15 protein-coding genes are annotated in these 13592 nt (G+C 67.7%); 11 read left to right on the top strand and 4 right to left on the bottom strand.

The window, feature by feature from the left end; all coding sequences use genetic code 11:
* Nucleotides 1-90 precede the first annotated feature (90 nt).
* Nucleotides 91-555 carry a PTS sugar transporter subunit IIA gene (locus tag ACNJ7E_RS35675; protein ID WP_280783660.1) on the bottom strand — a complete coding sequence of 155 codons (465 nt, stop codon included), beginning with the start codon at nucleotides 553-555 and terminating at the stop codon, nucleotides 91-93.
* Nucleotides 552-782: a PTS sugar transporter subunit IIB gene (locus ACNJ7E_RS35670; RefSeq protein ID WP_005563039.1), complete on the bottom strand. Its 231-nt coding sequence runs from the start codon at nucleotides 780-782 to the stop codon at nucleotides 552-554. Before ACNJ7E_RS35670 ends, ACNJ7E_RS35675 begins: the two co-directional genes overlap by 4 nt.
* A gap of 248 nt (nucleotides 783-1030) precedes the next feature.
* Here ACNJ7E_RS35670 and ACNJ7E_RS35665 point away from each other — a divergent pair, with 248 nt between their 5' ends.
* From ACNJ7E_RS35665 to ACNJ7E_RS35640, 6 genes are read left to right on the top strand one after another with little or no spacing between them, the layout of a single operon-like run.
* Entirely contained in the window at nucleotides 1031-2284 is a 1254-nt protein-coding gene (locus ACNJ7E_RS35665; RefSeq protein ID WP_280783659.1) for a PTS transporter subunit EIIC, read from the top strand.
* Entirely contained in the window at nucleotides 2281-2556 is a 276-nt protein-coding gene (locus ACNJ7E_RS35660) for an HPr family phosphocarrier protein (protein WP_005563035.1), read from the top strand. The genes ACNJ7E_RS35665 and ACNJ7E_RS35660 overlap by 4 nt, the downstream gene beginning before the upstream one ends.
* The gene (gene ptsP, locus ACNJ7E_RS35655) at nucleotides 2556-4235 is read left to right on the top strand and encodes a phosphoenolpyruvate--protein phosphotransferase (RefSeq protein ID WP_418342095.1); all 1680 of its coding nucleotides are present in this window, start codon (nucleotides 2556-2558) and stop codon (nucleotides 4233-4235) included. The genes ACNJ7E_RS35660 and ptsP overlap by 1 nt, the downstream gene beginning before the upstream one ends.
* Nucleotides 4232-5416 carry an N-acetylglucosamine-6-phosphate deacetylase gene (locus ACNJ7E_RS35650; RefSeq protein WP_418342094.1) on the top strand — a complete coding sequence of 395 codons (1185 nt, stop codon included), beginning with the start codon at nucleotides 4232-4234 and terminating at the stop codon, nucleotides 5414-5416. The genes ptsP and ACNJ7E_RS35650 overlap by 4 nt, the downstream gene beginning before the upstream one ends.
* Nucleotides 5404-6183 carry a glucosamine-6-phosphate deaminase gene (nagB, locus tag ACNJ7E_RS35645; RefSeq protein WP_418342093.1) on the top strand — a complete coding sequence of 260 codons (780 nt, stop codon included), beginning with the start codon at nucleotides 5404-5406 and terminating at the stop codon, nucleotides 6181-6183. The genes ACNJ7E_RS35650 and nagB overlap by 13 nt, the downstream gene beginning before the upstream one ends.
* Nucleotides 6184-6897: a copper homeostasis protein CutC gene (locus ACNJ7E_RS35640; RefSeq protein WP_418342092.1), complete on the top strand. Its 714-nt coding sequence runs from the start codon at nucleotides 6184-6186 to the stop codon at nucleotides 6895-6897.
* A gap of 57 nt (nucleotides 6898-6954) precedes the next feature.
* Here ACNJ7E_RS35640 and ACNJ7E_RS35635 read toward each other — a convergent pair whose 3' ends face one another.
* Nucleotides 6955-7347 carry a hypothetical protein gene (locus ACNJ7E_RS35635; RefSeq protein WP_418342091.1) on the bottom strand — a complete coding sequence of 131 codons (393 nt, stop codon included), beginning with the start codon at nucleotides 7345-7347 and terminating at the stop codon, nucleotides 6955-6957.
* A 76-nt stretch (nucleotides 7348-7423) separates the two neighbouring features.
* On the opposite strand from ACNJ7E_RS35635, the gene ACNJ7E_RS35630 reads away from it, so the two are divergent.
* Both ACNJ7E_RS35630 and ACNJ7E_RS35625 read left to right on the top strand, forming a co-directional pair.
* A complete protein-coding gene (locus ACNJ7E_RS35630) occupies nucleotides 7424-8740 on the top strand; it encodes an HNH endonuclease (RefSeq protein WP_418342090.1) in 1317 nt (438 codons plus the stop codon).
* A gap of 35 nt (nucleotides 8741-8775) precedes the next feature.
* The gene (locus ACNJ7E_RS35625; RefSeq protein ID WP_280783652.1) at nucleotides 8776-9267 is read left to right on the top strand and encodes a pyridoxamine 5'-phosphate oxidase family protein; all 492 of its coding nucleotides are present in this window, start codon (nucleotides 8776-8778) and stop codon (nucleotides 9265-9267) included.
* A gap of 4 nt (nucleotides 9268-9271) precedes the next feature.
* Here the strand turns inward: ACNJ7E_RS35625 and ACNJ7E_RS35620 are convergent, their stop codons facing one another.
* Nucleotides 9272-9859, bottom strand: a complete 588-nt coding sequence (locus ACNJ7E_RS35620; RefSeq protein ID WP_418342089.1) for a nucleotidyltransferase family protein — start codon at nucleotides 9857-9859, stop codon at nucleotides 9272-9274.
* Nucleotides 9860-9957: 98 nt separating this feature from the next.
* Here ACNJ7E_RS35620 and ACNJ7E_RS35615 point away from each other — a divergent pair, with 98 nt between their 5' ends.
* The 3 genes from ACNJ7E_RS35615 to ACNJ7E_RS35605 form a co-directional block, all read left to right on the top strand.
* Nucleotides 9958-11460 carry a CoA-acylating methylmalonate-semialdehyde dehydrogenase gene (locus ACNJ7E_RS35615; protein ID WP_283335875.1) on the top strand — a complete coding sequence of 501 codons (1503 nt, stop codon included), beginning with the start codon at nucleotides 9958-9960 and terminating at the stop codon, nucleotides 11458-11460.
* A gap of 10 nt (nucleotides 11461-11470) precedes the next feature.
* Complete coding sequence (locus tag ACNJ7E_RS35610; protein WP_280781155.1) at nucleotides 11471-12622, top strand: isobutyryl-CoA dehydrogenase; 1152 nt, start codon at nucleotides 11471-11473, stop codon at nucleotides 12620-12622.
* 5 nt (nucleotides 12623-12627) lie between these two features.
* Nucleotides 12628-13592 (top strand): enoyl-CoA hydratase/isomerase family protein (locus tag ACNJ7E_RS35605; protein WP_418341175.1); only part of this gene is annotated, 965 nt, incomplete at its 3' end.

Here is a 13592-nt window from a genome sequence, read left to right as displayed (position 1 = left end):
AGCAGGTCGCTGGCACTGGACAACGTTGGCGCCCGGACAACAAGGGTGCGGGCCGGCGCTTCCTTGCCGACCCGCACCACGTCGATGTTTCTACGGCGCCGTCCAGTCGAACAGGGCGTCGCCGGTGGCCACGTCGGACCCGATGGTGTCGGTGGACACCGAATCCGGCTTGGAATCCATGACGACGACCGGGCAGATGGCGGAGTATCCGGTGCCGTCGATCTCGGTCGGATCGAACCGCACCACGGGGTCGCCGGCGTCGACGTCGTCGCCTTCCGCTGCCAGCAGGGTGAACCCTTCGCCCTTCAGCTTCACGGTGTCGATTCCCAGGTGCACCAGCACACCGCCGCCCGCCGAGCCGAGGATGACGAACGCATGCGGGTGCAATTTGAGGATCTTGCCCGAGATCGGCGCGAGCACGTCGAGGGCGCCGCGGTCACGCGCCGGCTCGATCGCGACTCCGGAACCCACCATCTGTCCGGCGAACACGGGGTCGGGCACGTCGGCCAGGGCGAGCACGCGGCCGGGCAGTGGAGCCTGCACGGACAGGCTCACAGGATGTCCTCGATGTCCTCGGCCAGCGTGTCCGCCTCGGGGCCGACGATGACCTGGACGACGCTGCCCGCCTTCAACACGCCGTGGGCGCCTGCGGCCTTGAGCGCGGCCTCGTCGACCTTGGCGCCGTCCTTGACCTCGGTGCGCAGCCGGGTGATGCAGGCCTCGATCTCGACGATGTTGTCGGCACCGCCGAGGCCGCTGATGATTGCGTCCGCTTTGGACATCGGTTCTCCCTCGTAGTTCGTGTTCGAGCCGCAGGTGAATGGTGTCGGACGGGTTAGCTGGATCACATTTGCCTGTTGACATCCTGTGCTCACCTGGTCAAACTAGCAACTGGTTATGACCGGACAGTACCCGTTGGGGGTGCTGGTCCACAATAGTTTTCCCGAAGCCGTACGACGCGCTCGCCGCCACCGGTTTCGGGACTCACCAGACGCCGATTCGGCGACCGAAGCGCACAGAGAAGGCCGATATGACTGTCGTAGACAGCCCGAAAAAGGAATCAGCGGTGTTTGCCGGGTTACAGCGCCTCGGGCGCAGCCTGATGCTGCCGATCGCGGTACTTCCCGCGGCCGGCATCTTGCTGCGGCTCGGCCAGGACGACCTCCTCGGCCGGTTCGAGCCGATGCACACCGCCGCGTCCGTCATCTCCGCAGCCGGCCAGGCAGTGTTCACCTGGCTGCCCCTCATCTTCGCGGTGGGTATCGCCATCGGATGGGCCAAGAAAGCCGACGGTTCCACCGCCCTGGCCGCCGTGGTCGGATACATGGTCATCAACGGCGTGTTCGAGGCCATGTCGCCGGTCGTCCTCGAAGGCAAGACCGATCCGAACGGCGACCAGGCGCTGATCAACTACGGTGTGCTCGCAGGCATCGTGATGGGTCTGCTGTCCGCGATTCTGTGGCAGCGGTTCTACCGCACCAAACTGCCCGACTACCTCGGATTCTTCAACGGGCGCAGGCTCGTTCCCATCCTCACCGCCGTCACCGGTCTCGTCGTCGGTGTCCTCATGGCGTTCCTGTACCCGGCGTTCAACTCCGCACTGACGTGGGTGGGCGAGACCGTCGCCGAGAACTCCGTCGTCGGTGGCGGCGTCTACGGCATGGCCAACCGCCTGCTCATCCCGACCGGACTGCACCACATCCTGAACTCCACCGTGTGGTTCCTCGTCGGCGACTACCAGGACGCGAGCGGTGAGCTGGTCCGCGGCGACCTCAACCGGTTCTTCGCCGGCGACCCGAGCGCAGGCATCTTCATGACCGGCTTCTTCCCGATCATGATGTTCGCCCTTCCCGCTGCCGCACTGGCGATCTGGCGCAACGCCCGGCCGTCGCAGAAGAAGGTCGTGGGTGGGATCATGCTCTCCACCGCGCTGACGGCGTTCCTCACCGGCATCACCGAGCCCCTCGAATTCGCGTTCATGTTCGTGGCTTGGCCGCTGTACCTGATCCACGCGTTTCTCACCGGCACGTCGATGGCGCTCGTCAACGCCCTCGGCATCCACGACGGATTCACGTTCTCCGCAGGCTTCTTCGACTACGTGCTCAACTTCGGCAAGGCCACCAACGCGTGGATGCTGATCCCCATCGGGCTCGGGTACGCGGTCATCTATTACGTCCTGTTCAGCTTCGTCATCAAGAAGTGGAACCTGCGCACTCCCGGCCGGGAGGACGACGCGGAAACGAACGCCGACACCAACGCCGACACGGAAAAGGCAGGTCAGTGAGCATGGCTACACGAACGGTCCTCATCGGTTCCAAGGTCGGACTGCACGCCCGCCCCGCTGCGAAGTTCACTCAGGCCGCCGCGGCGGTACCGGTCGCAGTGCAGATCGCGGTCGGCGAGTCCGCGCCGGTGGACGCAGGCAGCATGCTCGCGGTGATGACCCTCGGCGCCGAATTCGGTACCGAGGTGACGATCACCGCGGAAGGGGAGGGCAGCGAGGAGGCCCTCGACCGCCTCGCAGACCTGCTCGCCTCCGACCTCGACGCCGCCTGATGTCGACGGCTACGGAACTTCTCGTACACGGCCTCGGGGTGAGTCCGGGGCTGGTCTGCGCACCCTGGCTCGCGTTCGGGACACCGGTCGCGACGTCGGCCGAAGACCCTGTCGGCGAATCGATCACGGCCGAGTCCGCCCGTGCGCGGGACGCCCTCGCGACCGTGTCCGGCGACCTCGAAGCCCGCGCCGCCCAGGTGGACGGCGTCGCGTCCGAGATCCTGCTCGTGTCGGCGGCCATGGCCCGCGACCCGGGAATCGTGTCCGCCGCCGAGGAGAACCTTCGCGCCGGCATGCCGACGGCACACGCCGTGAGCGTCGCGTTCGACGGTTACTGCGCCAAACTCGAGGCCCTCGGTGGGTACCTGGCCGAACGCGTCGCGGACCTGCGTGACCTCGGGCATCGCGCGGTCGCGGTGCTGCTGGGAGTGCCGATGCCCGGCATCCCCGATCCCGGGTACCCGTTCGTTCTCGTCGCCAGGGACCTGTCGCCCGCGGACACCGCGATGCTCGGCGGCAGCGACGTGGTCGGTCTGCTCACCGCCGAGGGCGGGCCGACGAGCCACACTGCGATCCTGGCGAAATCCCTCGGTCTGCCGGCGATCGTGAACTGCGCCGACCTCGACCGGTTGGTCGAGGGAAGACCGGTGGTGCTCGACGGGACGACCGGCGAGATCGTCGTCGACCCCGGCGACCTTCGGCAGGCAGAGGTGGCCGAGCAGGTCGCGGAGGCGCGAGCGCGGGTCACGGCCACGAGTGGACCCGGCCGCACCCGGGACGGGGCACCCGTCGGACTGCTCGTCAACATCGGCACCGTCGACGACGCCACCCGCGACGCCACCGCGGATTCCGAGGGCGTCGGGCTGTTCCGCACCGAATTCCTGTACCTCGGCAGGCGGATCGCGCCCACCCTCGACGAACAGATCGCCACCTACACGTCGGTGCTGGAGCAGTTCGCGGGACGCAAGGTGGTGGTCCGGACCCTCGACAGCGGCTCCGACAAACCACTGCCGTTCCTCGACCTCGGCGCGGAGGAGAACCCGGCACTCGGCGTGCGGGGGCTGCGGGTCGGCACCGTCTACCCGGACGTCCTGGCCACCCAGTTGGAGGCGCTCGGCGCCGCGGCGGCCACCACCGGCGCGGACCTGTGGGTGATGGCGCCGATGGTGGCGACGGCGGAGGAAGCGGAGGGCTTCGCCGCGCTCGCCCGCTCAGCCGGTATCGCCACGGTCGGGGCCATGATCGAAATCCCCTCGGCAGCGCTGCGTGCACGCGACCTGCTCGAGCACCTCGATTTCGTCAGTATCGGGACCAACGACCTGAGCCAGTACACGTGTGCCGCGGACCGGATGGCGGGCAGTCTCGCGCCACTGCTCGACCCGTGGCAGCCCGCCGTCCTGGACCTGATCGGCCTGGTCGGCGCGGCAGGAGCGGAGGCAGGCGCACCCGTCGGCGTCTGCGGGGAGGCCGCGTCCGATCCCGCGCTGGCGCCGGTGCTGGTCGGGTTGGGCGTCACCAGCCTGTCGATGGTGGCCCCGTCGCTGGGTGCCGTGCGTGCCAGTCTGGCCGCCACCGACCTCGGCCTGTGCCGGGACATGGCCGCCGCCGCACGCGGCGCACGGTCCCCGCAGTCCGCACGATCGGCGGTCGCCGCGCTCGCGTCCGGAGCGTCTCGATGATCCTGCGGGGCGAGGTCGTCGTGGAGGACGGCGTCATCGCCGACGGCGTGGTGACCACCGACGGCGACCGAATCTCCTGGGTCGGGTCCGCGGTGCAGTACCGCGGACAGGTGCCGCTGCCGGAACCGAGTTCGTCGATACTGCTGCCGGGTCTGATCGACCTGCACTGCCACGGCGGCGCCGGCACGGGATTTCCCAACACCGACGCAGACGGGGCAAGGCAGGCCGCGGACCATCACCGCGAGCACGGCACCACCGGACTGCTCGGCAGCCTCGTCTCGGCGGGGGAGCAGGACCTGCTCCGGCAGGCCAGGATTCTCGCCGATCTGGTGGAACGCGGTGAGCTCCTCGGGATCCACCTGGAGGGCCCGTTCATTTCCGGTGCCCGGTGCGGCGCGCAGGATCCCGCGTCCGTGATCCCGGGCGATCCCGATCTGTTCGAAAGGATCTGCGACGCCGCGCGTGGCACCGTCCGGTCGATGACGCTCGCGCCGGAGACCGCGCACTTCGGCGAACTTCTCGCCGCGATGCGACGGCGTGACGTGCTACCCAGCCTCGGCCACACCGACACCGACGCGGCGACCACGTCCGCGAGGATCGCCGACGCCGCCGGCGGCCCACTGACCGCCACCCACCTCTTCAACGCGATGCCGCCGCTGCACCACCGCGCGCCGGGACCGGTGGCCGCGTTCCTGGCCGCGGCCGGTCGCGGCGACATCGTCGTCGAATTGATCGCGGACGGAGTGCATCTCGCGCCCGAGACCGTGTCGATGGTGTTCGATACCGTCGGGCCCGACCAGATCGTCCTCGTCAGTGACGCCATGGCCGCCGCCGGTGTCACGGACGGCGACTACCAGCTCGGGCCCCTGGACGTGCGCGTCGCGCACGGTGTGGCCCGGCTCGCGACCGCCGACGGGTCCGAGGGGGCCATCGCGGGCGGCACAGCACGGCTGCTGGACGTGGTGCGCACCGCAGTCGTGGACAGCGGCATCGGACTCGTCGACGCCGTCGCTTCCGCCACCAGGACTCCCGCCCGGCTGCTCGGCCTGGAGTCCGACCGCGGCACCCTGGCCCCGGGCCGCCGCGCCGATATCGTCGTGACCGATCACCAACTGCGCCCCCGCGGCGTGTTCGTCGGCGGAATGCCCGCCGAAACGGAAGGACTCGCATGGAAATCGTAATCCGGCAGACGCCGTCGGAGATCAGCTCGACCGTCGCCGACATCGTCGAGGGGTACGTGCGACGCGGTCCGACGACGCTGGGCCTCGCGACCGGCTCGTCCCCGCTCGGGAGCTACCGGGAACTCGCACGCAGGCACCGTGAGTCCGGACTGGACTTCTCGCGAGCACGAGCCTTCCTGCTGGACGAGTACGTCGGACTTCCGAAAAGCCATGACCAGTCGTACTTCTCGGTGATCCGCTCGGAGTTCGTCGACCACGTCAACCTCGACACCGATCGTGTGCTCAGCCCGAACGGCGAATCGCCCGACATCGCCGAGGAAGGTGCGCGGTACGACGCAGCCATCGCCGAGGCAGGCGGCGTCGACGTGCAGCTTCTCGGCATCGGGACCGACGGCCACATCGGCTTCAACGAGCCGGGCTCCGCGCTGACCTCACGCACCCGCGTCAAGACACTCACCGAGCAGACCCGCCTCGACAACGCGCGGTTCTTCGACAGCGTCGACGACGTCCCGCACCACGTCCTCACCCAGGGTCTGGGCACCATCAGCGAGGCCCGGCACCTGGTGATGATCGCGTTCGGCAAGGGCAAGGCCGAGGCGATCGCCGCAGCCGCGGAAGGTCCGCTCTCCGCGTTCTGCCCGGCATCGGTGATGCAGCTGCACCGGCACGTGACCGTCGTGATCGACGAAGCCGCAGCGAGCAAGCTGCAACTCGCCGACTACTACCGGTATGCGCTGGAACACAAGCCTTCCTGGCAGTCGTTCTAGATGACACCCGTACTCGAATTGGCGGTCCAGGATGTCGCGGGCGCCCGGATCGCACGACGTGCCGGCGCGGTGCGCGTCGAGTTGTGCACCGCACTCGGCGCGACCGGCGGGTTGACGCCGAGCATCGGCATGATCGAAGCGATCGCGGCCCAGGGGATCGCGGTGCACCCGCTGATCCGTTGCCGGCCCGGTGGATTCGTCTACGACGCCGACGAGATCGCCGTCATGGCTCGCGACGTCCTGGCCGCGGTGAGCGCAGGCGCCTCCGGGGTCGTGCTCGGCGCACTCACTCCCGACATGTCCGTCGACCGCGACGCTCTGCGCCGCCTGCTCGACGGCATCGACCCGTACACGGTCGAGGTCACGTTCCATCGTGCGATGGATGTCGTCGCCGACAGGGCGACCGCCGTCGACACGCTCGCGCGGTCGGGCATCATCCGGGTTCTCACCTCGGGCGGAGCACCGCGGTGCATCGACGGTCTCGAAGCTCTGTCCGGCATGGTCGCTCACGCGCACGGGCGAATTCAAGTGATGGCAGGTGGCGGGATCCGCGTCGAGGACATCGCCGCGGTCGCGGGCACCGGGGTCGACGCCGTGCACCTCTCCGCCCGCCGCAGCGTCGCCGACAGCGGCGGACCGGGTGGTGGGTCCGGCGGCTACGATGCCGTCGACGAAACCCTCGCGCTGGCAGCGGCCGCGGCGCTGGGGCTCTGATTTCGGTGGCTCCCTGTTGCCTCATGTCACGATGTCCGCGAAGTCTGATTCGTTGACTCATCCAGAAATGCCCCCGTGGCAGCGGCTTCTCTCGTTGGTGTGTTCGTGGCGGTGGCGATGAGCTCGGTGGTCAATGCCTGTATTTGACGTTGGATGGCGGTGGGGTTGATCGGGAGTATCTGTCGGCGAGGATTGCTTGTCCTCTCCAGTGACGGCCTCGGGCTGGTCTGCACGACGATGTGGAGTGGTGGCGATCTCGTACTTCTTGATCACCTTCGCGCCGTCACGTTCTTTCGACGCCAGTTTCTGCGGCACGTAGAAGGAGTTTGTCAGCTGCGACTGCAGCACCCAAATCTGATTGAGCAGCAACAACTCTGCAGAGGTGACCGCTACGCCGGCATTTTCAGGTGAGGCGACGGATGGACTACGCGGGCATTTCTGATGAGTCAACGCGGACTATTGCCACGGGGCAAGGGCTGTTGCTAGAATCGAACATACATTCTAACGGCCTTGGGGGAGGTTGGTTGTGGGGGCACTACTTCTCGAGGAAGTGCGCGCATTCACGGCGCGGTTGCAATGTGCCGAGGCGGCGAGTGGCGATGCGGGGTTGGGCATCGATCTGCTCGACGCGATCGAGACGTTGAAGTCGGTCGGGTGTGCGGTGCAGGCGGTGATCACCGACGGCGTCGCCACGTCTATCCGTGCGGACCGCAAGGCTGCCGGGTTGCCGCGGGTGGAGTGGGACCGCGGCATTGCCTCGCAGATTGCTTTGGCGCGCAAGGAATCCCCGAACCGCGGTGGTCGGCATCTCGGGTTCGCGCGGGCGTTGGTGCACGAGATGCCGCACACCCTGGCCCTGTTGCGGTCGGGCCGGTTGAACGAATGGCGAGCCACACTGCTCGTGCGGGAGACGGCGTGCCTGTCGGCGACGGATCGGGGCATCGTGGACCGCCGGTTGTGCTCGGGCCCAGCCACCCTCGACGGCGTCGGCGACCGGGGTCTGATCGCGCGGGCGAAAGCGTTGGCGGTCGAACTCGATGCCGCGGCGGTCGTGGCCCGGCATCGCACGGCGGTCTCGGAGCGTCGGGTGACGACGCGGCCGGCGCCGGATTCGATGGCATATCTGAGTGTGCTGATGCCGGTGGAGCGGGCGGTGTGTCTGCAGGCGACGTTGGGTCGGGATGCGGACAGTCTGATCGCGACCGGCAACAGCGGTGGCCGCACCCGCAATCAGCTGATGGTGGACTTGTTGTTCGACCGCGGCACCGGGGCGTCGGTGGCAGCGGGTGTTCCGGTGGCGGTGAATCTGGTGCTCTCGGACGAGACTCTGCTGGCCGGTGGGCACGAGGCGGCGCAGTTGCAGGGGTTCGGGCCGGTACCGGCCGGGATTGCGCGGCAGTTGGTGGCCGATTCTGTCGATGCCGACGCGGAGACGTCGTTGCAGCGGGTGTATTCGTGCCCGCAGTCGGGGGCGTTGACGGCGATGGAATCGCAGTCGCGCACGTTCCCGAAGGGCCTGCGAAAGCTGATCGACCTGCGCGACCGGACGTGCCGCACCCCGTGGTGCGATGCGCCGATCCGGCATCACGACCACATCCGGTCACACCGAAAGCACGGGGCGACCAGCGCGCACAACGGGTCCGGGCTCTGCGAGGCATGCAACTACGCGAAAGAGGCGCCCGGCTGGGCTGCCCGTCCGATACACCGGCCCGGGCGCACCCACTTCATCGACCTGCGTACCGCGACCGGGCACCACTACCGATCGGCGGCCCCGCCGCTCCCGGCCGCGGCACGACAGTCGGAGGTCGAGGCGGTGCTCATCGCGCAATTGCGGGCGTCTTGACCCAGCGGCCACGGGATTCGTCGTAGGGTCGTGGCATGGCCAGCTGGAATGAGTTCGCCGAAGCTGCTCCGCGGATTGCCGCTATCTTCTCCCGCAGACACGCGGCGACCGGAAACCTCTGCATGCTCGGCACGCTTCGCTCCGACGGATTCCCGCGGATCAGCCCGGTCGAGCCGAGATTCTTCGAGAATCAGTTGTGGATCGCCGGAATGCCGAACACCACGAAGTTCCGGGATCTGGCTCGCGATCCGCGCTTCTGCCTGCACACCGCGACCGTCGACACCGAGGTTAAGGAGGGCGACGCGAAACTGTGGGGTGTCGTCGACGACGTCCAGGACAAGGCCCTGCATCAGCGTTTCGCGCAGGCGCTGTTCGACGAGACCGGGTTCGACATCCGGGGGCAGGAATTCGATCACTGCTACCGAGCCGACCTGACCGGCGGCTCGGCAGTGGAGGTCGGCGACGGCCACATGGACATCACCATCTGGAAACCGGGAGAGCCCGAGCACATCGTGCGGAAGCACTGACTGCTCACTCCGGCCACGGCACCACCGTCAGGCGAGGCCATTCCCTCTGCCACCGGGCGGCTTTGGATTCGTACACCTCCCGCGGGGCGAGGACGGGGTTCGGGCGCAGGATCATGTCGAAGAGGTCGGCGAATCCGTGGGGAGCGTAGATCTCGTCGTCTCCGCTGGGTGTTCTCCGGATGCCGTAGCAGCAGGTGGTGGAGGCGAAGTGATCGATGGCGTCCTTGCAGTCGGTGAAGGGTGTCGAGGGCACGCCGAAGTGGTCTTCGTACCAAAGATGCACCCGTGCTTCGTTTCTGACCTCGACACGCACGTCGAGGTCGTCGAACAGTGCGCCGGCCTTGCGGATGACGTCGTCTTCGGCCTCGTGGCTGGTGTCGCTGTCGTCGAAGTAGAAGAGGTCGTAGTCGTTGATTCCCGACTGCGGGTCGCGGCCGTCGAGGTGGTTCCAGACCGTCTGGAACACGGCGCCTGCGGTGAGGTACCACTCCGAGAGGCCGAGTTGGGGTGCGCGGTCCAGGATGGTGGTGATGCACGGGTTGGTCCGGAGGATGCGGACGAAGTTCAGCTCCTCGGGAGAGTGACTCTGCATGATCGATCGTATGGTCTGGACATACATGGACATCCAACTATAGGATGGGCTACATATTCGGAACTCCTTCATCATCGAGCAAGAAACGGGTTCGCACAATGGTTCAAGAGCTATCCCACTTCGTCGGCGGCAAGCGCGTCCCCGGTGCCTCCAACAAGTTCGGCGACGTCTACGACCCCAACACCGGTGAGGTGCAGGCGCGTGTGCCTCTCGCCGACAAGGCCGAGACCGAGGCGATCATCGCGAACGCGGTGGATGCTCAGCGGGAATGGGCGCTGTTCAACCCGCAGAAGCGGGCCCGCGTCCTGATGAAGTTCCTCCAGCTCGCGCAGGAGGAGATGGATTCACTGGCGCGCCTCCTGTCGTCCGAGCACGGCAAGACGATCCCCGACGCGAAGGGCGACATCCAGCGCGGCCTCGAGGTCATCGAGTTCGCACTCGGCGCCCCGCACCTTCTCAAGGGTGAATACACGGAATCCGCCGGAACCGGCATCGACGTGTACTCGATGCGTCAGCCGCTCGGTGTCGTCGCGGGCATCACGCCCTTCAACTTCCCGGCCATGATCCCGCTGTGGAAGGCCGGCCCCGCGCTGGCCGCCGGCAACGCGTTCATCCTCAAGCCGTCCGAGCGCGACCCGTCGGTGCCGCTGCGTCTGGCCGAGCTGTTCCTCGAGGCAGGTCTGCCCGCAGGCGTGTTCAACGTGGTCAACGGTGACAAGGAAGTGGTGGACGTCCTGCTCACCGACGACCGCGTCAAGGCTGTCGGCTTCGTCGGCTCCACGCCGATCGCGCAGTACATCTACGAGACCGCCGCGGCCCACGGCAAGCGTGCCCAGTGCTTCGGCGGCGCGAAGAACCACGCGATCATCATGCCCGACGCCGACCTCGACGAGGTGGCAGACGCCCTCATCGGCGCTGGTTACGGCTCTGCGGGTGAGCGGTGCATGGCCATTTCCGTCGCGGTCCCGGTGGGCGAGGAGACGGCGGATGCGCTGGTCGCCAAGCTGACCGAACGGGTCGCCAAGCTCACGATCGGCCGCAGCGACGACGAGTCCGCCGACTTCGGTCCACTCGTCAGCAAGGACGCCCTCGAGCGGGTGAACAGCTACATCCAGATCGGCATCGACGAGGGCGCGGAGGCCGTCATCGACGGCCGCGGCTTCACCCTCGAGGGCCACGAGAACGGCTTCTTCGCCGGCGCGACCCTGTTCGACAAGGTCACTACCGACATGCGCGTCTACAAGGAAGAGATCTTCGGACCCGTCCTGCTCGTCGCCCGTGCCGCGGACTACGAGGAAGCACTCCGCCTGCCCACCGAGCACGAGTACGGCAACGGCGTCGCGATCTTCACCCGCGACGGCGACACCGCCCGCGACTTCACCAACCGCGTGAACGTCGGCATGGTCGGCGTCAACGTCCCGATCCCCGTGCCGATCGCGTACCACACGTTCGGCGGCTGGAAGCGCTCCGGCTTCGGCGACCTGAACCAGCACGGTCCCGACTCGTTCCGCTTCTACACCAAGACCAAGACCGTGACGCAGCGTTGGCCCTCAGGCAAGAAGGAACAGACCAACCACTTCGTCATCCCCACCATGAACTGAACGGAACTCCATGTTCACCTTGACCGATGACGAGCGGGCGATCAGCGACACTGCCCGCGACTTCGCGGCCGAGCATCTCGCGCCGCACGCCGTGGAATGGGATCAGGCCAAGCATTTCCCGGTGGACGTCCTGCGTAAGGCGGCGTCGTTGGGGATGGGTGGGATCTACATCCGCGAGGACGTGGGTGGATCCGAGCTCACTCGTGTCGATGCCGCCCGCATCTTCGAGCAGCTCGCGAAGGGGTGCCCGTCGATCGCCGCCTACATTTCCATCCACAACATGGTCACGTGGATGATCGACAGGTTCGGCACCGACGAGCAGCGCCGCGCGTGGGTGCCGGGGTTGTGTTCGATGGATCAGCTGGGCAGTTACTGCCTGACCGAGCCGGGTGCCGGTTCGGATGCGGCGGCGCTGAGTACCCGGGCGGTCCGCGACGGCGACGACTACGTCCTGAACGGGGTCAAGCAGTTCATCTCCGGTGCCGGCACCTCGGATGTGTACGTGGTGATGGCCCGCACCGGGGAGGGCGGGCCGCGGGGGATTTCGGCGTTCATCGTCCCCAAGGGGTCGCCGGGTCTGTCCTTCGGGCCGAACGAGGTGAAGATGGGCTGGAACGCCCAGCCCACCCGTCAGGTGATCTTCGAGGACGTGCGGGTGCCGGCGGCGAATCTGCTCGGTTCCGAGGGCGGTGGCTTCCGGATCGCGATGGCCGGCCTCAACGGTGGCCGGCTCAACATCGCGGCGTGCTCGGTGGGCGGCGCGCAGACCGCGTTGGAGCGGGCCGTCGCCTACCTGACGGACCGGAAGGCGTTCGGTTCGCCGCTGATCGACTCGCAGGCGCTGCAGTTTCAGCTCGCCGACATGCGCACCGAACTGGAGGCGGCCCGCACCCTGCTGTGGCGGGCGGCGGCCGCGCTCGAGGACGGCGCTCCCGATGTCGTCGAACTGTGTGCGATGGCCAAACGCTTCGCCACCGACACCGGTTTCGAGGTGGCCAACAAGGCGCTGCAACTGCACGGCGGTTACGGCTATCTTGCCGAGTACGGAATCGAGAAGATCGTCCGGGACCTGCGGGTCCATCAGATCCTCGAGGGCAGCAACGAGATCATGCGGGTGGTCATCGCCCGGAGCGTCGTCGGAAATAGTGGAACGGCAGGGTGACCTACGTGAATTCTGAATCTGAGGTAATTGTCGAGAAGCGGGACGGGCTGGGCCGGATCGTGCTCAATCGGCCCAGGGCGATCAACGCCCTCAATCATGCGATGGTGCGGCAGATCGCGGCGGCCTTGGCCGGGTGGTCCGGCGACGACGAGGTGCGTGCGGTGGTGATCACCGGTGCGGGTGAGCGGGGCCTGTGCGCCGGCGGCGACATCGTGTCGATCTACCACGACGCCAAGGACGGGGGCACCGGTTCGCGGGAGTTCTGGCGCGAGGAGTACATCCTCAACGCGGCCATCGCGGGGTACGGCAAGCCGTATGTGGCGATCATGGACGGCATCGTGATGGGCGGTGGGGTCGGGGTGTCGGCGCACGGCAGCGTGCGGATCGTCACCGAGCGGTCGATGATCGGGATGCCCGAGACCGGGATCGGTTTCGTCCCCGATGTCGGGGGCACCTACCTGCTCGCCCGCGCCCCGGGCGAGTTGGGCACCCACATCGCCCTGACCACCGCCCGGCTCAGTGCCGGCGACGCGATCGCGTGCGGGTTCGCCGACCACTTCATCCCGTCGGAGAAGATCGAGCAGTTCCTCGACGCGCTGTCGACCGCGTCGGTTCAGGACGCGCTCGCACAGTTCACCGAACCGGCTCCGGTCTCGGAGTTGCTGGCGCAGCAGGGCTGGATCGACGCCGCGTACTCGGCGAACAGTGTCGCCGACATCGTCGCCCGGCTGCGCGGCAGTGGGGTGCCCGAGGCGGAGAAGGCGGCCGAGCAGGTGCGCTCGAAGTCGCCGACCGCGTGCGCGGTCACCCTGACATCGCTGCGCCGCGCACGGCAGGCCGGCAGCCTCGAGGAAGTGCTCAACGACGAGTTCCGGGTGTCCGTCGCCTGCCTGAGCTCGCCCGACCTCGTCGAGGGCATCCGGGCGCAGGTCGTGGACAAGGACCGCAACCCGCAGTGGTCGCCCGCCAC

Source organism: Rhodococcus mengyinensis (assembly GCF_048381435.1).
Taxonomy (GTDB): domain Bacteria; phylum Actinomycetota; class Actinomycetes; order Mycobacteriales; family Mycobacteriaceae; genus Rhodococcus_F; species Rhodococcus_F opacus_D.
Note: the sequence above shows the minus strand (reverse complement) of the source record. Positions and strands in the feature narration are given on the sequence as shown.